This window comes from Vibrio sp. SCSIO 43097 (genome assembly GCF_023650755.1).
In the GTDB taxonomy this organism is placed as follows: Bacteria; Pseudomonadota; Gammaproteobacteria; order Enterobacterales; family Vibrionaceae; genus Vibrio; species Vibrio alginolyticus.
This window is the reverse complement of record NZ_CP071840.1, coordinates 2779558-2798274: the sequence shown is the minus strand read 5'-3', so window position 1 is coordinate 2798274 and position 18717 is coordinate 2779558. Positions and strand designations below refer to the sequence as shown.

General features: G+C 44.5%; 19 protein-coding genes. 17 read left to right on the top strand and 2 right to left on the bottom strand.

Annotation, left to right across the window (positions count from 1 at the left end):
- Window positions 1-3: 3 nt before the first annotated feature.
- The 3 genes from J4N40_RS13550 to aceA all read left to right on the top strand — a co-directional run bounded on the left by J4N40_RS13550 (window position 4) and on the right by aceA (window position 4578).
- On the top strand, window positions 4-909 hold the full coding sequence (locus J4N40_RS13550) for a hydrogen peroxide-inducible genes activator (RefSeq protein ID WP_005383681.1): 906 nt from the start codon (window positions 4-6) through the stop codon (window positions 907-909).
- A gap of 606 nt (window positions 910-1515) precedes the next feature.
- Window positions 1516-3144 carry a malate synthase A gene (aceB, locus tag J4N40_RS13545; RefSeq protein ID WP_017820561.1) on the top strand — a complete coding sequence of 543 codons (1629 nt, stop codon included), beginning with the start codon at window positions 1516-1518 and terminating at the stop codon, window positions 3142-3144.
- Between the two features lie 120 nt (window positions 3145-3264).
- Window positions 3265-4578, top strand: a complete 1314-nt coding sequence (gene aceA, locus J4N40_RS13540) for an isocitrate lyase (protein ID WP_104978818.1) — start codon at window positions 3265-3267, stop codon at window positions 4576-4578.
- Between the two features lie 123 nt (window positions 4579-4701).
- Here the strand turns inward: aceA and J4N40_RS13535 are convergent, their stop codons facing one another.
- Complete coding sequence (locus tag J4N40_RS13535) at window positions 4702-5151, bottom strand: CBS domain-containing protein (RefSeq protein WP_017820562.1); 450 nt, start codon at window positions 5149-5151, stop codon at window positions 4702-4704.
- Window positions 5152-5463: 312 nt separating this feature from the next.
- Between J4N40_RS13535 and J4N40_RS13530 the strand changes: the two genes are divergently transcribed.
- The 8 genes from J4N40_RS13530 to J4N40_RS13495 all read left to right on the top strand — a co-directional run bounded on the left by J4N40_RS13530 (window position 5464) and on the right by J4N40_RS13495 (window position 13616).
- A complete protein-coding gene (locus tag J4N40_RS13530) occupies window positions 5464-6630 on the top strand; it encodes a S1 family peptidase (RefSeq protein ID WP_104978820.1) in 1167 nt (388 codons plus the stop codon).
- A gap of 268 nt (window positions 6631-6898) precedes the next feature.
- Window positions 6899-7951, top strand: coding sequence for a tRNA preQ1(34) S-adenosylmethionine ribosyltransferase-isomerase QueA (gene queA / locus J4N40_RS13525; protein ID WP_005381728.1), 1053 nt, complete (start codon window positions 6899-6901; stop codon window positions 7949-7951).
- Window positions 7952-8098: 147 nt separating this feature from the next.
- The gene (gene tgt, locus J4N40_RS13520) at window positions 8099-9235 is read left to right on the top strand and encodes a tRNA guanosine(34) transglycosylase Tgt (RefSeq protein WP_005381727.1); all 1137 of its coding nucleotides are present in this window, start codon (window positions 8099-8101) and stop codon (window positions 9233-9235) included.
- Between the two features lie 177 nt (window positions 9236-9412).
- The gene (yajC, locus tag J4N40_RS13515; RefSeq protein ID WP_005381725.1) at window positions 9413-9742 is read left to right on the top strand and encodes a preprotein translocase subunit YajC; all 330 of its coding nucleotides are present in this window, start codon (window positions 9413-9415) and stop codon (window positions 9740-9742) included.
- A 21-nt stretch (window positions 9743-9763) separates the two neighbouring features.
- Window positions 9764-11620 carry a protein translocase subunit SecD gene (gene secD, locus J4N40_RS13510; protein WP_005381724.1) on the top strand — a complete coding sequence of 619 codons (1857 nt, stop codon included), beginning with the start codon at window positions 9764-9766 and terminating at the stop codon, window positions 11618-11620.
- A 14-nt stretch (window positions 11621-11634) separates the two neighbouring features.
- The gene (gene secF / locus J4N40_RS13505; protein ID WP_005383689.1) at window positions 11635-12582 is read left to right on the top strand and encodes a protein translocase subunit SecF; all 948 of its coding nucleotides are present in this window, start codon (window positions 11635-11637) and stop codon (window positions 12580-12582) included.
- A 164-nt stretch (window positions 12583-12746) separates the two neighbouring features.
- On the top strand, window positions 12747-13163 hold the full coding sequence (locus tag J4N40_RS13500) for a hypothetical protein (RefSeq protein WP_017633921.1): 417 nt from the start codon (window positions 12747-12749) through the stop codon (window positions 13161-13163).
- 141 nt (window positions 13164-13304) lie between these two features.
- Window positions 13305-13616: a hypothetical protein gene (locus tag J4N40_RS13495; RefSeq protein WP_115385748.1), complete on the top strand. Its 312-nt coding sequence runs from the start codon at window positions 13305-13307 to the stop codon at window positions 13614-13616.
- A gap of 70 nt (window positions 13617-13686) precedes the next feature.
- Here J4N40_RS13495 and suhB read toward each other — a convergent pair whose 3' ends face one another.
- Entirely contained in the window at window positions 13687-14490 is an 804-nt protein-coding gene (suhB, locus tag J4N40_RS13490; RefSeq protein WP_005381722.1) for an inositol-1-monophosphatase, read from the bottom strand.
- A gap of 231 nt (window positions 14491-14721) precedes the next feature.
- Here suhB and trmJ point away from each other — a divergent pair, with 231 nt between their 5' ends.
- The 6 genes from trmJ to hscB all read left to right on the top strand — a co-directional run bounded on the left by trmJ (window position 14722) and on the right by hscB (window position 18703).
- Complete coding sequence (trmJ, locus tag J4N40_RS13485) at window positions 14722-15441, top strand: tRNA (cytosine(32)/uridine(32)-2'-O)-methyltransferase TrmJ (RefSeq protein WP_115385749.1); 720 nt, start codon at window positions 14722-14724, stop codon at window positions 15439-15441.
- Between the two features lie 125 nt (window positions 15442-15566).
- Complete coding sequence (iscR, locus tag J4N40_RS13480) at window positions 15567-16073, top strand: Fe-S cluster assembly transcriptional regulator IscR (protein WP_005381720.1); 507 nt, start codon at window positions 15567-15569, stop codon at window positions 16071-16073.
- A gap of 28 nt (window positions 16074-16101) precedes the next feature.
- Window positions 16102-17316 carry an IscS subfamily cysteine desulfurase gene (locus tag J4N40_RS13475; protein WP_005381719.1) on the top strand — a complete coding sequence of 405 codons (1215 nt, stop codon included), beginning with the start codon at window positions 16102-16104 and terminating at the stop codon, window positions 17314-17316.
- 38 nt (window positions 17317-17354) lie between these two features.
- Window positions 17355-17738, top strand: a complete 384-nt coding sequence (gene iscU, locus J4N40_RS13470; protein ID WP_005381718.1) for a Fe-S cluster assembly scaffold IscU — start codon at window positions 17355-17357, stop codon at window positions 17736-17738.
- 70 nt (window positions 17739-17808) lie between these two features.
- A complete protein-coding gene (gene iscA / locus J4N40_RS13465; protein ID WP_005381717.1) occupies window positions 17809-18132 on the top strand; it encodes an iron-sulfur cluster assembly protein IscA in 324 nt (107 codons plus the stop codon).
- Between the two features lie 55 nt (window positions 18133-18187).
- Window positions 18188-18703 carry a co-chaperone HscB gene (hscB, locus tag J4N40_RS13460; protein WP_033905803.1) on the top strand — a complete coding sequence of 172 codons (516 nt, stop codon included), beginning with the start codon at window positions 18188-18190 and terminating at the stop codon, window positions 18701-18703.
- Window positions 18704-18717: the final 14 nt, after the last annotated feature.

Genomic DNA, 18717 nt, shown 5'->3' with positions numbered 1-18717 from the left:
ATTATGAATAAATGGCCCAGTTTGAAGCAGTTACACTATTTAGTCACACTGCATGAAACAAGACATTTTAGTGACGCTGCAGAGCGTTGTTTTGTCAGTCAGTCGACTTTAAGTAAGGGTATTCAAAACTTAGAGGAATTGATAGGTTGTCCCTTATATGAAAAGAAAGATAAGAAAAGTCCACTGGTTTTTACCCAAACAGGAGAAATGGTAGTAAAGCAGGGGCGAGAGCTGTTAGCAAAAGGGCAAGATTTGGTCGAGCTTGGACGTATGTGCCAAGGCGACGATATGCAAGGCCAGCTAAAAGTGGGATGTATACCAACAATTGCTCCGTTTTTACTGTGTGATTTGGTACAAGAGGTGAACTACCGTTTTCCACAACTGAATCTTTTATTAAGAGAAGACACGACGACAAACTTACTTCAAGCGCTCAGACATGGTGAGCTGGATGTGCTTATTTTAGCGTTACCAGTCGAAATTGATGGGATGGAAAGCCGAGTAGTGGGTAAGGATCCGTTTCGAATGGTTATAAGCGCTAATCAAGCCCAATCGGTCCCTGTGCCGATTCGTTACGCGGATTTACCTGACGAATCCGTCTTTCTACTAGAGAAAGAACATTGCTTAACGGAACATGCGGTATCAGCGTGTAAATTAACAGACAAAGAAAAAATCAATCCGTTTACGGCAACCAGCCTCCATACACTGGTGCAAATGGTTGCGAATGGTTTGGGAACAACGTTCATTCCTCAAATGGCTATCGACCATGGCTTGCTGCATAACCAGAATTTAGTCGTGATCGATCCTCCTGGTAAACAAGCTTATCGCGAAATCGGCTTAGTTTGGCGTCCGAGCTCGTCAAGAACGAAAACATTTAATCAACTTGCAGAAGTCGTTTCAGAGCTGCTTTAGCTATTAGTATTAGCCCTTACTTCTCCATTATTTATCTAAAAGCGCACTGGAAACAGTGCGCTTTCTAGTATTTTATTCTGTTGGTAAACTTTGACTTGTAAAATTTTACAGCTCTTCTTTGATGAAGCTTTCATAAAATAGTGAAATTTCACAATGTTAATTTTACACAAAGCCCTGCATACCTTGTTTGACCCCTGTTTAAATACATCTCTTCAGCCCTTGTGAATACAAGGTGTTTGTTTACCAGTCTATATTCATACGCTTGTTTGAAATGATAAAACGACTTTAAATTTAATGTAATTTTATTACGTAATAACTTACAAAATAAGGCGCTTGATAGATGGTTTTTACCTTGCGGAATAAAACTTTGAATTTTCTGTTTTGTTTATATTGGGGGTTTCACTAAACCCCTTGTTGATATAGCTTATTTAAAGGCCGATACGACTTATGTCTAGATTGAAAATACACGTAGCATTACGCAATCTATCGGCATGGCTAGACGAGTTGAACACAAAGTTAAAGGATGTAATTTGTTGTTCATAACTTACAAATGTAGCTTTACGCTGACTGCCCAAGATTGATAAAGCACGTTAAGGATGAATGATTATGCTTGCTCAGACAGAACAAAAAACACAACAACTAAAGCAAACCCAAGGCATGCTTGAGGTGAATGGAGTCGTTGCCCCAGAACATCAAGCAATTTTCCCTGTTGAAGCCCAAACCTTTTTATCTCTACTGTGTGAAAAATTTGCCGGACGTGTTGAACAGTTGCTGGAAGCAAGAGAAGAGAAGCAAGCACGTATTGATGCTGGTGAGCTACCAGATTTTCTACCAGAGACACAAGACATCCGTGAAGGAAGTTGGAAGATCCTAGGAATCCCACAAGATCTGCAAGATCGCCGTGTGGAGATTACCGGACCAACTGACCGCAAGATGGTGATTAACGCACTGAATGCGAATGTAAAAGTGTTCATGGCAGACTTCGAAGATTCAATGTCTCCTGCATGGAGTAAAGTGCTAGATGGTCAAATTAACTTGCGCGATGCTGTTAATGGCACCATCAGTTACACCAATCCTGGCAATGGCAAACATTATCAGCTGGAAGATGACCCAGCGGTGTTGATCTGCCGTGTTCGCGGCCTTCATTTAAAAGAAAAACACGTTACGTGGCACGGTCAGATCATTCCAGGTGCGCTATTCGATTTCGCTCTGTATTTCTATAACAACTACAAAGCGTTACTTCAAAAAGGCAGCGGCCCTTATTTCTACCTTCCAAAACTGCAATCGCATCACGAAGCGAAGTGGTGGAGCGAAGTGTTCCATTTCACGGAAGACTATTTCGGTTTGGATACAGGCACGATCAAAGCGACTGTGCTGATTGAAACCTTACCAGCGGTATTTGAAATGGACGAGATTCTGTTCTCGCTTAAAGAACACATCGTTGGTTTGAACTGTGGTCGCTGGGATTACATCTTTAGCTACATCAAAACATTGAAAAAACACTCAGACCGAGTACTGCCAGATCGCCAAGTGGTAACGATGGACAAGCCATTCTTAAACGCTTACTCGCGATTATTGGTACGTACTTGCCATAAACGAGGTGCTTTCGCGATGGGAGGAATGGCCGCATTTATCCCAGCTAAAGACCCGAAAGAGAATCAAAAAGTATTAGACAAGATCCAGACTGACAAATCGTTAGAAGCTAACAACGGCCACGACGGTACTTGGGTGGCTCATCCAGGTTTGGCTGACACTGCTATGGAAGTCTTTAGTGCTGTGCTGGGTGAACGCACCAACCAGTTGGATGTGAGCCGTGCAGAGGATGCGCCTATTACAGCAGCTGAACTGCTTGAGCCTTGTGAAGGCGAGCGCACTGAAGGCGGAATGCGCCACAATATTCGCGTTGCGCTGCAATACATCGAAGCTTGGATTTCTGGCAATGGTTGTGTGCCGATTTACGGACTGATGGAAGACGCAGCAACGGCAGAAATCTCACGCGCCTCTATCTGGCAATGGATTCAACACGGCAAGTCGCTAGACAACGGATTAAAGGTCACTAAAGAGCTGTTCGAGCTCTATCTCAAAGAGGAGATTGAAGTCGTGAAGCAAGAAATTGGCGAGCAGCGCTACCATGCGGGTCGATTTGAAGAAGCAGCAGACTTAATGGCAAGGCTCACGACGAGCGATGAACTGACCAACTTTTTGACAGTTCCTGGTTATGACTACCTGGATTAATAAAGAATAACTGTAACACCAATAACGTGAAGGATTTTCAAGGCAGATAGGGAAGTACTGCCTGAGAACGGAAACTCAACGCACACGCATAAAGTGCAAATTATAAAGAGGGATAGACCAATGACTAACTTAACTCGCCGCCAACAAATTGAAGCTCTGGAAAAAGACTGGGCAACTAACCCACGCTGGAAAAATGTGAAGCGTACTTACTCTGCCGAGGAAGTGGTGGAACTGCGTGGCTCTATGGTGCCTGCAAACACAATTGCACAACGTGGTGCAGACAAACTTTGGTCACTGGTCAACGGTAGTGCGAAAAAAGGTTACGTAAACTGTCTTGGTGCGCTAACGGGTGGTCAAGCGGTTCAACAAGCTAAGGCAGGTATTGAAGCGATTTATCTGTCAGGCTGGCAGGTAGCGGCGGATAACAACACCGCCTCGACGATGTATCCAGACCAATCTCTTTACCCAGTAGATTCTGTACCGTCAGTAGTAAAACGCATCAACAACTCATTCCGTCGTGCAGACCAAATTCAGTGGGCTGCTGGTAAGACGCCTGAAGATGAAGGTGGTATTGATTACTTCCTACCTATCGTAGCGGATGCTGAAGCGGGCTTTGGTGGTGTGCTTAACGCTTACGAACTAATGAAATCGATGATCGAAGCCGGTGCCGCGGGCGTTCACTTTGAAGACCAGTTAGCATCGGTGAAAAAGTGTGGCCATATGGGTGGTAAGGTATTAGTTCCTACGCAAGAAGCGGTACAAAAGCTCGTTGCAGCTCGTTTGGCTGCTGACGTAGCGGGTACAACAACATTAGTTATTGCTCGTACTGATGCGAATGCGGCGGATCTCATTACTTCAGATTGCGACCCATATGATAAAGACTTCATCGAAGGTGAGCGTACTCAAGAAGGTTTCTACCGCGTTCGCGCGGGTATCGACCAAGCTATCTCTCGCGGCCTGGCTTACGCACCATATGCAGACTTGATTTGGTGTGAAACGGCTACGCCATGTTTGGAAGAAGCACGTAAGTTTGCAGAAGCAATTCACGCTGAATACCCAGATCAATTGTTGGCGTACAACTGCTCGCCTTCATTCAACTGGGAGAAAAACCTAGATGCAGAAACCATTGCTAAGTTCCAACAAGAGCTTGCAGACATGGGCTACAAGTACCAATTCATCACGCTAGCAGGCATTCACAACATGTGGTTCAACATGTTTGAACTGGCGCACGCTTACGCTCAAGGTGAAGGTATGCGTCATTATGTTGAGAAAGTTCAGCGTCCTGAATTCCAAGCAGCTGAAAAAGGCTATACGTTTGTTGCGCACCAACAAGAAGTAGGTACAGGTTACTTCGATAGAATGACCAATACTATCCAAGGTGGTAACTCTTCAGTGACAGCATTGACAGGTTCGACCGAAGAAGACCAATTCTAATTGGCAGAGAAACACTTCCTTAATCAGCGTCAGTAATGGCATTTTGAGCGGCAACCCTGCCGCTCTTTTTTCGTTTAACCGGTGTAAAAACGAAACTTACAACAAAGAGAATACGCTTGCGTACTACTCTTCCTGCTCGATTTCTTCAGGTTCCACTTCTTCTTGCAGTTCCAATAAGTTAATCGCAATGGTCACAAAGTCACTGTCAGTAATGATGCCGACCAATCGACCTTTGGTGACAACAGGTAGACAGCCAACTTTATGCTTTTGCATATAGATAGCGCTCTCTTTGAGCCCCGCGATAGGCTCTGCCGTCATGATATTGGTGTGCATCATTTCGTAGAGCGGTGTGTCTAAAGTAAAAGATTGTTCAGCCTCATCTGGGTGCAAGCTCGATTCTTGAGCAGCAAGAATGTCGCGTTGAGTCACCAAGCCTTGTAAGTGGTTATTGGCATCAACAACCGGAATGTGTCGAATATCAAGCGCATCCATCATGCTTTTTGCATCACGCAAGGTGTGCGTGCGCAGTAAGGTATGAGGATTACGAGTCATCATGTCTTCAACCTTGATCATAGAGACCTCCAGCGGCATTGTCCTTCTCTTAAATATAGAGAATATTTTTCTGTATATCTGGGAGCTAACTCGTTTTTCATCAATTAAATAGCACAATGCTGATGGGCTGCGTAATCTGTGTTTTATTGGTGTTTTTATTAATTTGAATAAGTCGGTTTGTGTGCGAGTCAGTTGGCATTTTTAGTTGATATTGAATGTGTTCCCAAGGTAATCCAATGAATTGAATCGCACATTTTTATTCGCTGGATTTTCCAAGATTCTTCTCTCGAAGAAGATACGTCCAGGCTTACCAAATTGAAGACAGCAACCTAGATGAAACGAACAACGTGTAACAAACTTATTGCGCTGGCAGTGGCGGCATTCAGTGTGCCATCAACACAGGCGATTGTGTTAGGAGATGAACAAACCGATCCTGTTGACCGCGTTACTTTGCGAGCAAGTAACATGGCAGAGTTTCCGCTGTGTGGTGGAACGATGCTGACAGAGCAATGGGTACTGACTGCGGCGCACTGTGTGGTGATGGGACAAGGAACCAATGAAGCAACCTACTATGTGACCCCGCCGGGTGAGCTGTCGGTGAATGCGAATGCGTATGAACTTAATTCTGCAGGGCTTGATAACTTTTATCCGGTGTCTCACGTTGTGGTTCATCCGGATTACACCCGGATTTCAAAAGCTGAGACCGACAGTAATGGCAACGTGAAACCTATCCAAACCGGTTTAGATTCAGACATCGCGTTGCTGTATCTCACGCGCCCAGTGGCAAACGCGAACTTTGCTGACCTAGCGAGTAAAGTTGACATGGAGAGTATCGAAGCACGTTTGGTGGCGGATTGGAACGATAATTACCTGACCAATCAACGTGTCGAAAATGTGCAAGTGTTTGGATGGGGGGCTACTCAGCCGGATGCTTCTGAACCTTCTAATACGCTCAAAACCACCATTAGCACATTTTTACCCATCGACAAATGTTATGAGCGTTTAGAAATTGGCAGCAGTTTTCCGGGGATCATTGATTCAAGAGACAACCAAACCAAAATTTGTACGCTACCAACACAAAACCATGTATTGGAGCCAGATAGCCATACTCAATATGGCAACTCTGCATGTAAAGGTGACAGTGGTGGCCCGTTGGTCGATGTGGCGACCGGCAAACAAATTGGTATTGTTAGTGGCGGCCCCCTTATTCTACCAACGTGTGGCTCTTTGACGATCCCAAGTTTCTACACCAAGGTGAGCCACTATTACGACTGGGTACAGTCTTACATCACTGCCGATGCGCCACCAAGTCGTTACATCATTGCGCCGAATTTTATCAAAAGTGCTAACAATGAAAGTGGTGACAATAAAGAGTGTCACGATGGCATTGCGACCAATAACTGTGATTTCAAAGGCTCAGATGATGAAGGTGGCAGTCTAGGGTTTTGGTTATTGGGTTTATTCGTGCCGTTATTCTTGTGGCGAAAGCATGAGGTTTGATAGGGCGATTGGAATGCCAAACTAATAAGCAGCGGTATACGCTGCTTTGCTTTTTTCATGTTCTCTCTTTTGGGCTCAAATTAAAAATAGTGCCAAGTCATCGAGGCTTTTCACGTTTTATTACACTCTTCACCATGGCTTTTACTGCTATATTCTGGTGATTTGCTTGCTATTGCAGCATGTAAACATATACTAGTCTGCTGCGAAAAACTCGTCGCAATTTTATCGTCGCCTAGACGTGATTTGACCAATAGATAAGACAAGTAACATGCAAGTATCAGATTTCCATTTCGACCTTCCAGATGAACTCATCGCTCGCTACCCTCAACCAGAGCGTACCGCTAGCCGACTGCTGCAAATGGACGGCAATACCGGAGAGCTCATTGATGGCACATTTACTGATGTATTGGGCCAAGTTCAACCCGGTGACTTAGTGGTGTTTAATAATACTCGTGTTATTCCTGCTCGTCTTTTTGGCCGCAAGGAATCGGGCGGTAAATTAGAAGTGCTGGTGGAGCGCATGTTGGATGAGAAAAGCATCCTCGCGCACGTTCGTTGCTCTAAATCACCAAAACCAGGTACAACCATTATTGTTGGCGAGAATGATGAATATTCAGCAGAAATGGTTGCACGCCATGATGCTTTATTTGAACTGAAATTTAGTTCTGATAAGACGGTACTAGAAATTCTGGAAGAAATCGGCCATATGCCGCTTCCTCCTTACATCGACCGTCCAGACGAAGATGCAGATAAAGAGCGTTACCAAACGGTATATAATCAAAAGCCAGGTGCGGTTGCGGCACCGACAGCGGGCCTTCACTTTGATGATGTTCTCTTGGAGAAAATCAAAGCGAAAGGTGCAGAGTTTGCTTACGTTACTTTGCACGTTGGGGCGGGTACATTCCAGCCAGTAAAAGTGGAAAATATCAACGATCACCACATGCATGCCGAGTACGTAGAAGTACCACAAGAAGTCGTCGAAGCAATTAAAGCGACGAAAGCGCGTGGCGGACGAATTATTGCTGTTGGTACCACATCTGTGCGTTCACTTGAAAGTGCAGCGCAAGACGCATTGCAAAAAGGGACTGAGCTGGCCCCATTCTTTGGCGATACAGAAATCTTTATTTTCCCTGGTTACGAATATCAGCTGGTGGATTGCTTGATCACAAACTTCCACTTGCCTGAATCAACACTGATCATGTTGGTGAGTGCATTTGCTGGATACGAGAACACCATGAATGCTTACAAACATGCGGTGGAAAACAAATACCGTTTCTTCTCGTATGGCGATTCAATGTTCATCAAGAAGAAAACGGCGTAGTTAAAAGTAGATTTACGAGTGCTAGCAGTAAGCTAGGAAATAAAGCATCCATTGCTTTGTCTCTCGCAAGGAAAAGCGACCGCTCCTTAAAGTAGGGTAGAGCCCTAAACACTCAGTCAGACTGTTTCTCTGACACCCGGAGGCATCGTGAAATTAAAATTCGATCTTAAGAAGAAAAACGGCAATGCACGTCGTGGTCAACTGACTTTCGAACGCGGCACTGTTCAAACTCCTGCGTTCATGCCAGTAGGTACTTACGGTACCGTTAAAGGTATGACACCAGAAGAAGTAAAAGGTACTGGTGCAGAAATTCTGCTAGGTAATACGTTCCACCTGTGGCTACGTCCTGGTCAAGAAGTGATGAAAATGCACGGTGACCTGCACGATTTTATGAACTGGCACGGTCCTATTCTTACTGATTCAGGCGGCTTCCAAGTATTCAGCCTTGGTAAGATGCGTACGATCACTGAAGAGGGTGTTCACTTTCGTAACCCAGTAAACGGTGACAAGATTTTCATGGACGCAGAAAAGTCGATGGAAATTCAAAAAGATCTGGGCTCTGACATCGTTATGATTTTTGACGAGTGTACGCCTTACCCAGCGACACACGATGAAGCGAAGAAATCGATGGAAATGTCATTACGCTGGGCACAGCGTTCACGTGACCATTTCGAGAAGCTAGAAAACCCGAACAACCTATTTGGTATTGTTCAAGGTGGTGTTTACGAAGATTTACGTGATGTGTCGGTAAAAGGTCTAACGGAAATCGGTTTTGACGGTTATGCGGTTGGTGGTTTGGCAGTAGGTGAGCCTAAAGAAGACATGCACCGTATTCTTGAGCATACTTGTCCTCAACTTCCTGAAGACAAACCTCGCTACTTGATGGGCGTTGGTAAGCCAGAAGATTTGGTTGAAGGTGTTCGTCGTGGTATCGACATGTTTGACTGTGTAATGCCAACGCGTAACGCACGTAATGGTCACTTATTTGTGACTGGTGGTGTGATCAAGATCCGTAATGCGAAACATAAAACGGATACAACACCATTGGATCCGCATTGTGACTGTTACACTTGTCAAAACTACAGCAAGTCGTACCTTCACCATTTAGAGCGTTGTAATGAAATCTTAGGCGCTCGCTTGAATACAATCCATAACCTGCGTTACTACCAACGTCTGATGGAAAGCATTCGTAAAGCAATTGATGAAGATCGCTTCGATGAATTTGTTACTGAGTTCTATGAGCGTCGTGGCCGTGAAGTGCCACCACTAGCAAAAGAGCAGTAATTGAAAAACTAAAAGAATTAAAGCCTTTGGCATGTCGCCAGAGGCTTTTGCTAATAAAGTAGGCTAACGCACGTTATTTTTGAGAGAGCGATCTCTATTAGTTACTCTCAGACTTGAATCTAAAATGCGAAAGCCCAATTTGTTTGATTATCAATAAAATATAATGAGGATGTTTTAATGTTTATTTCTCAGGCTCACGCAGCAGCAGAAGGCGCGCCAGCAGGCGGTGGTTTTGAAATGCTAATCATGCTTGGCATGTTCGCAGTGATCTTTTACTTCATGATTTATCGCCCACAAGCGAAACGCGTAAAAGAACACAAAAACCTAATGGCTTCTATGGGCAAAGGCGACGAAGTTTTAACTAGCGGTGGCCTAGTGGGTAAAATCACTAAGATTGCTGAAGACAATGACTACATTTCAATTGAGCTTAACGCGAACAATGAAGTAGTAATCAAGAAAGACTTCATCACTGCAGTGCTACCAAAAGGTACGCTTAAGTCTCTATAAAACAGCTAAAGGATCCTCGCTGTGCTAAACCGTTATCCATTATGGAAGTACTTGATGGTGCTTTTTGCCATCATCACCGCTGCGTTATACGCACTTCCAAATATCTACGGTGAAGATCCGGCTATTCAAGTTACAGGGGCGCGTGGCGCCTCTGTAGATATGTCAACGCTGGATGCTGTCACTACTGCTCTTAACAAAGAGCAACTTTCTCATAAATCCATTGCTCTCGAAGATGGATCAATTCTTGTTCGTTTTAACGACACTGACACACAAATCAGTGCTCGTGATGTCATCAGCGAAGCGCTAGGCAAAGACACAATTGTTGCACTTAACCTTGCACCTTCTACACCCGATTGGCTAGAAGCGATTGGCGCGTCACCATTGAAGCTAGGTCTTGACCTTCGCGGTGGTGTTCACTTCTTAATGGAAGTGGATATGGATGCAGCGATGGAAAAGCTTGTTGGTCAACAAGAAGAAGCTTTCCGTAGCGAACTTCGTGACGCCAAGATTCGTTACCGTGCAATCCGCCCTTCTGGAAAAGAAGCGGTAGAAGTGTTGTTGCGTAACGAAGAGCAATTAGCAGAAGCGAAAGCAACGCTAGAAAAGAATCACCCGGACATGATTTTTGTCGATTCTGATTCAAATGGCCGTTACGCTCTTACTGCAACCTTTACTGAGCAACGTTTACAAGAGATCCGTAACTATGCTGTTGAGCAAAACATTACGATTTTACGTAATCGTGTCAACGAACTAGGTGTTGCGGAACCATTGGTTCAACGTCAAGGTGCTAGTCGCATTGTAGTTGAACTGCCTGGTGTTCAAGATACTGCTCGTGCAAAAGAAATTCTCGGAGCTACGGCAACGCTTGAATTCCGCGAAGTTGATGATAAAGCTGACCTATCGGCAGCGGCAAATGGTCGTGCGCCAGCAGGTAGTGAAATCAAGATGGACCGTGATGGTCGCCCAGTAGTGCTTAAGAAGCGTGTTATTCTTGGCGGTCAAAGCATCACAGATGCAAGCTCAAGTGTTGATGAATATGGTCGTCCACAAGTTAACATCTCGCTAGACAGCGAAGGTGGTAATAAGATGTCTGCGTTCTCTAAGAAGAACATTGGTAAGCTAATGGCTACCGTGTTTGCAGAATACAAAGACAGTGGCCGTCGTACGCCTGAAGGCAAAGTTATTCTGGATAAGCATGAAGAAGTCATCAACCAAGCAACGATTCAATCGGCTCTTGGTCGTAACTTCCGTATCACAGGTATCGACTCTGCTGCAGAAGCACACAACCTAGCACTTCTACTACGTGCTGGTGCACTGATTGCACCTATCTCTATCGTTGAAGAACGTACCATTGGTCCATCAATGGGCCAGCAAAACATCGATATGGGTATCCAAGCATGTATCTGGGGTATGGTTGCCGTAATGCTATTTACGCTGCTTTACTACCGCGGCTTTGGTTTGATTGCAAACATCGCTCTAATGGCAAACTTGGTGCTTATCATTGGTGTTATGTCGATGATTCCAGGCGCTACCATGACGCTTCCAGGGATAGCCGGTATTGTGTTAACAGTCGGTATGGCGGTTGATGCGAACGTACTGATCTTCGAGCGTATCCGTGAAGAAATTCGTGATGGACGTAGTCCACAACAAGCGATTCACCAAGGTTATGCGAATGCATTCAGCACGATTGCTGATGCGAACATCACAACACTAATTACTGCAATCATTCTATTTGCGGTCGGTACAGGTGCGGTGAAAGGTTTCGCAGTTACTCTATCTATCGGTATCTTAACTTCAATGTTCACCGCCATTATTGGTACACGTTGTATCGTGAACCTGATCTACGGTGGCAAACGCGTTGATAAATTGTCGATCTAAGGCTGGGAATTATTATGTTTCAAATTCTAAAAGCAGAGAAGACGATCGGCTTTATGCGTTGGTCGAAAGTAGCATTCGTTTTTTCAATTATAATGATTGCTGCTTCTATCTTCACTTTGTCAACCAAGTGGCTTAATTGGGGTCTAGATTTCACTGGCGGTACGCTTATCGAGGTCGGTTTTGAACAGCCAGCAAACCTTGAAGAGATTCGTGCAGCACTAGATTCAAAAGGCTTTGGCGATGCGACAGTACAAAACTTCGGCAGTGCTCGTGAAGTCATGGTTCGTCTTCGTCCACGTGATGACGTTTCTGGTGAAACGCTAGGTAACCAAATCATTGGTGCTATCAAAGATGGTACTGGCGAAAGCGTAGAAATGCGTCGTATTGAGTTCGTAGGTCCCAACGTTGGTGATGAGCTAACAGAAGCTGGTGGTCTAGCGATCTTGGTATCGCTGATCTGTATCCTGCTTTATGTATCGATGCGATTTGAATGGCGTCTAGCGGCTGGTGCGGTAATGGCATTGGCTCACGATATTATTATCACGCTAGGTGTCTTCTCGTTTCTACAAATTGAAGTTGACCTGACCATCGTAGCTGCGCTACTGACGGTTGTGGGCTACTCACTCAACGATACCATCGTTGTATTTGACCGGATTCGTGAAAACTTCCGTAAGATGCGTAAGGGCGAACCTTCAGACATTATGGACGCCTCAATCACTCAAACGTTGAGCCGTACATTGATTACATCTGGTACGACCTTGTTCGTGGTAATTGCACTGTTCATGCAGGGTGGTGCTATGATTCACGGCTTTGCAACCGCACTTTTACTCGGTATCACTGTAGGTACTTACTCTTCTATCTACGTAGCATCAGCACTGGCTCTAAAACTGGGTATCCAGAAAGAGCACTTGATGCCACCTCAAGTAGAAAAAGAAGGTGCAGAGTTCGACGAAATGCCATAAGGCAGATTGAAAACCGAAAACAAAAACCGCTGAACAATCAGCGGTTTTTTTATGCCTGATAGATTTGAAAGTTTCATTTTTTTTTGAGGTACTTCCAGCTTGAATTGTAGTTTTTTGCTTGAGTTGAATATCGGAAGTATGTTCAACAATTTCGGGAGGAAATAATGTCAAGGCAAGCTGAAATAAAAGTACAGTTACTGAAGTTTGTAGAGATTTCTTACAAGCACAATAAAGGCGTTACCACCAAGCTAGTTACTGGAGGGAAAAGGTTCAAGTTAGCAGTTGATGAGTCAGGTAAAGTAACTTTATCTGGTGAGCTTGGATTTACTAAGTTTGAAGTTTCAAAAGAAATGGTTGAAGAGCTGGGCATAAAATTAAAAGCCGTTTCTGTTACTTTTAAAACTACTCGTGATGGTGTTTTGACATACAGTGGGAGTGTTTCTCTTTTTGGTGTTGTTTCCTTTGGTGTTACTGGGCAGGTAAATGTCCGAGAGCTTTTAGAGCAGTGCGAGTGGGGGCTTTGTAAGTACAGATTTAAGCCGAGTAAAATTGATCAAGCGCTCCGTGAAGCTGGGGTTTAGTTGGTTATGCTAAATAGAATTCTACCTATTCCGGTTTTACTAAGTGTTTCAACGCCCTGCATCGCAAGTCCACTCCACGATACTTACCTTGATATACGTAATAATTTATACAAGATGCAGTATATAGAGGTGGTAGAAGCGATGGCAGGACCAAATCTATCGATTGAAGAGCTGAACAGTATTAAGTCTCACCCAATAAAATTTGGTCATCAATTTCCATTTTTATCATCTATCCCATCAAGTTTGGTTACAGAGCTGTCTTACTTTGAAGAGTACAGTGAGGATGGAGGAGTTGGATGTCTTTCTGTAAACGGCTTTGGTGATGTATACCAGCCAGTCACGGTTTCGCTGCAGTTTTTAATGAAGGAACAAGTATGGAAGGTTAAGCACGTAAAAATAGACCACTTATCTGACTACGACCGTTTCTACAAACAGGCTGATTGTTCGAAATAAAAAAGCCCTGCTCAATGAGCGGGGCTTTCTAAAGTCATCAGCGTGACGGGCTATATATGACTTTCAAATATTACTTAAGGATCGCGCTGTTACCGTTTTCGCGAATGTGCTTAAGGATAGATTTTACGCCACGAGCGCTTGAAGCAACGATGTTACCAGACTTCATGTAGTCAGTGCCGCCAGCAAAGTCTGTTAGGATTGCGCCAGCTTCACGAGCAATAAGCTCACCTGCTGCCATATCCCAAGGTTTTAGGCCTAGCTCGAAGTAACCATCAACACGGCCAGCAGCCACGTAACAAAGGTCAAGAGCAGCAGAGCCGCTACGACGGAAATCAGCACATTCAGTGAATAGCGCACCAACGATCTTGATGTAAGACTCAGCGTGTTGTTTCTGCTTGAATGGGAAGCCTGTTGCTAGAACAGTACCTTGAAGGTCTTTTAGTTGAGCAACACGAATACGTGCACTGTTTAGTTGAGCGCCGGCACCGCGTTGTGCAGTGAATAGCTCGTTTTGCATTGGATCGTAAACACAAGCAACTTCAGTTTTACCCTTAATACGAACAGCGATAGAAACCGCGAAAGTTGGGTAACCTTTTACAAAGTTAGTGGTGCCATCCAGTGGGTCGATGATCCATTGTACGTCTTTATCTTTACCTTCGATAAGACCTTGTTCTTCAGCAACGATACAGTGCTCAGGGTAAGACTGCTTGATAGTATCGATGATGATGTATTCTGCTTCTTTGTCTACGTTAGTGACAAAGTCATTAGTGCCTTTAAGAGTAGATTCTACTTTATCAGTGTTTTCTAATGATTTAGCAATATGATTGCCAGCCTTTCGCGCAGCGCGAATAGCAATGTTTAGCATTGGATGCATACGAATTTCCCAACGGATGTTAAAGAACAAATGAAAGCGGCGGCGAGTATACCAGAGATAATTAAAAAGGGAAGTGGTTATTTTTTGTTCTAAATGCGGCTGGTTGAGTGTACAGAGCATACTGCGGACGAGAACAATAACCAAGAATGAGAAGAGAGGTCTGCTTGCCTCTAGGGGGTCTTAAAAAACTATGATAACATTCTGCGGTTTTAATTTAGGTAGCAAACACAGATGTTGGATCAAGTAAAAATTGTACTCGTAGGTACCTCTCATTCAGGCAATATTGGCTCAGCAGCTCGAGCAATGAAAGTGATGGGTTTAAACCAACTAGTATTAGTCGATCCACAATGTGAAGTGGATGAACAAACTTTTGCTTTAGCTGCGGGTGCTGGTGATATTGCTCAAAATGCAAAGATTGTCGGCACATTAGAAGAAGCGGTTGAAGATTGTGGCCTTGTTGTGGGTTCTAGCGCCCGCTCTCGTACATTAGAATGGCCAATGCTCGAGCCACGTGAATGCGGTGAGAAATTTGCAGTTGAAGGCCGAAAGCATCCTGTTGCGCTCGTGTTTGGCCGAGAAAGAACTGGTTTGACAAACGAAGAGCTACAAAAGTGCCACTACCATGTTTGTATTCCCGCTAATCCTGAGTACAGCTCGCTTAACCTAGCGATGGCTGTACAAACTCTCAGTTACGAAGTGCGAGTTGCACACTTGAACTTAGAGCAAAGCCAGTTTTCCCCAAATGAATCGGAAGAATACCCGCGTCATCGAGAACTTGAAATGTTCTTCGAGCATCTTGAAAAGGTGATGGTTGAGACCCAGTTTATTAACAAAGAGCAACCTGGACAGGTGATGAATAAGTTGCGTCGTTTGTTCTCTCGAGCTCGACCAGAAACCCAAGAACTTAATATTCTACGAGGCGTTTTGACTTCGATAGAAAAGAAGTTCTGAGTGAATAATAACCACTTTAGGTGTAAGGATGAATACCTGAGTAAAATGGTCAAATAAATACTTGACCAAATTACTCAGGTATGGAAAAATCTTAACCATTACAAACCATGTGGATACGGTGTGGTATGAAACTTACATCTAAAGGAAGATATGCGGTGACAGCCATGCTGGATGTGGCACTGCATTCGCAACAAAACCCTGTACCTCTGGCTGATATTTCAGAGCGTCAAGGGATCTCGCTCTCTTACTTAGAGCAGCTATTTTCAAAATTGCGTAAAGCAGGTCTCGTTGCCAGCGTTCGTGGTCCTGGTGGTGGTTACCGACTTGGTGCCGACGCTCACAGTATCGCTATTGGTACCGTGATTGCTGCCGTTGATGAGTCAGTAGATGCAACCAAATGCCAAGGTAAAGGAGATTGCCAAGGTGGAACACGTTGCCTTACTCACACGCTGTGGCGTGACCTAAGCTCTCGCATTAGTGACTTTTTGAATAACATCACTCTTGGTGAGTTGATGACAGACAATGAAGTACTCGAAATTTCTGATCGTCAGGACATTGATCTGGCGGTAACCCATGGGCTATCAAACAAAAATACAACCGCCGCGCCCATCGGTGTAAACGTCCGCTCTTAGCGGTCAGCTTTTTACATTGGAGTAGAGAATGAAACTGCCGATTTATCTTGATTATTCCGCTACATGTCCAGTTGATCCACGTGTTGCTGAAAAAATGGTTCAGTACATGACAATGGATGGCACATTTGGCAACCCAGCGTCACGTTCGCACCGTTACGGCTGGCAGGCAGAAGAAGCGGTCGATACTGCTCGTGAGCAAATTGCTGACCTTCTAAATGCAGATCCTCGCGAAATCGTATTTACATCTGGTGCGACAGAATCAGACAACCTTGCGATTAAAGGTGCAGCGCACTTTTACTCGAAGAAAGGCAAGCACGTAATCACTTGTAAAACAGAGCACAAAGCCGTTCTTGACCCATGTCGTCAACTTGAGCGTGAAGGCTTTGAAGTGACTTACCTTGAGCCAGAATCAAATGGCTTGATCGATCTAGAGAAGCTTAGAGCAGCCATGCGTGATGACACCGTGCTTGTGTCTATTATGCATGTAAACAACGAGATTGGTGTGGTTCAAGACATTACAGCGATCGGCGAACTGTGCCGTGAGCGTAAAATTGTTTTCCACGTGGACGCTGCGCAATCTGCAGGTAAATTACCAATCGACGTTCAAGAGATGAAAGTTGATCTAATTTCACTTTCTGCTCACAAAGTTTACGGTCCTAAAGGTATCGGTGCACTTTACGTACGTCGTAAGCCTCGTATTCGTCTTGAAGCGCAAATGCACGGTGGCGGTCATGAGCGTGGTTTCCGCTCTGGTACACTACCTACTCACCAAATCGTAGGCATGGGTGAAGCATTCCGCATTGCAAAAGAAGACATGCAAAAAGATTACGATCATGCTTTAGCGCTTCGTAACCGTCTTTTTGATGGCGTGAAAGACTTAGAAGCAGTGACGGTAAACGGTGACTTTGAGCAGCGTGTACCACACAACCTAAACATCAGTTTCGCATTCGTAGAAGGTGAATCACTACTAATGTCGCTTAAAGATCTAGCGGTATCTTCTGGTAGTGCTTGTACGTCTGCAAGCCTTGAGCCTTCTTACGTTCTTCGTGCCCTAGGCATGGATGACGAATTGGCTCACAGCTCGGTTCGTTTCTCGTTTGGTCGTTTCACGACTGAAGAAGAAATTGATTACGCAATTGAACAAATCCGCGTTGCAGTGACTAAGCTACGCGACATGTCTCCTCTATGGGATATGTACAAAGAAGGGATTGATTTGAGCACTGTTGAATGGGCTCACCATTAATCTCAGGGATTGAAATAGAGGATTCGAGGTAATTTATCATGGCATACAGCGAAAAAGTAATTGATCACTACGAGAACCCACGTAACGTTGGTTCATTCGATAAAGAAGATCCATCAGTAGGTAGCGGCATGGTTGGCGCTCCTGCGTGTGGTGACGTAATGAAGCTTCAAATCAAAGTGACACCTGAAGGTATCATCGAAGATGCGAAGTTCAAAACATACGGTTGTGGTAGTGCAATCGCATCAAGCTCACTAGTAACTGAGTGGGTAAAAGGTAAGTCAGTTGATGAAGCGGCAGCAATTAAAAACTCTGAGATTGCTGAAGAGCTAGAGCTTCCACCAGTGAAAGTTCACTGTTCTATTCTTGCTGAAGATGCAATCAAAGCAGCGGTTGCTGACTACAAGAAAAAACACCAAGAATAATTATTCCGTAATATAATGGGAGCTTTGACGCTCCCATTCCAATCGAAATTTAGACAGACTAAGGTGCAGTATGGCCATCACAATGACAGAATCAGCGGCAAGTCGCGTAAGAGCATTCCTAGATAACCGAGGCAAAGGTATCGGTTTACGTCTTGGAGTGAAGACGACTGGCTGTTCCGGCATGGCATACGTACTTGAGTTTGTTGATGAGCTCAATGAAGAAGACGAAGTATTTGAACTCTCTGGAGTGAAAATTATCATCGATCAAAAGAGCTTAGTGTACCTAGATGGTACTGAATTGGATTACGTGAAAGAAGGGTTGAATGAAGGTTTTGAATTCAACAACCCTAACGCGAAAAGTGAATGTGGTTGTGGTGAAAGCTTCAACGTCTAATTGATTGTCCTTCTGGGCAAACGAGTCCGGAAGGCTTTACTAGGACCCGAACTTAATGAATCACTTTGAATTATTTGGGCTACCAAGTCAGTTTAAGCTGGATGGTAGCCTTCTTTCTTCTCAGTTCCGAGAGCTACAAAAACGCTTCCACCCGGATAACTTTGCAACGGGCTCAGAACGTGACCGTTTGATGGCGGTGCAAAAGGCGGCGCAAATCAACGATGCCTATCAAGTTCTGAAAAATCCTATTTCTCGCGCCGAGTATATCCTCGCAGAGCAAGGTGTTGAGATCCGAGGTGAACAGCAAACAATGCAAGATCCGATGTTCTTAATGGAGCAAATGGAACTGCGCGAAGAACTGGAAGAGATTGCTGACAAGTCCGATCCTGAATCGGCGCTTTTTGACTTCGACTCTAAGGTCAGCAAAATGTACAAACAGCATCTGGCAAGCGTCGAGCAAGAGCTTGATGATGGTCTATGGGCTGAAGCCGCAGACCGAGTTCGTAAGCTAAAATTCATTGCCAAACTAAAGAACGAAATTGAGCTAGTCGAAGACAAACTCCTCGGCTAGTAAGCGTGACAAGG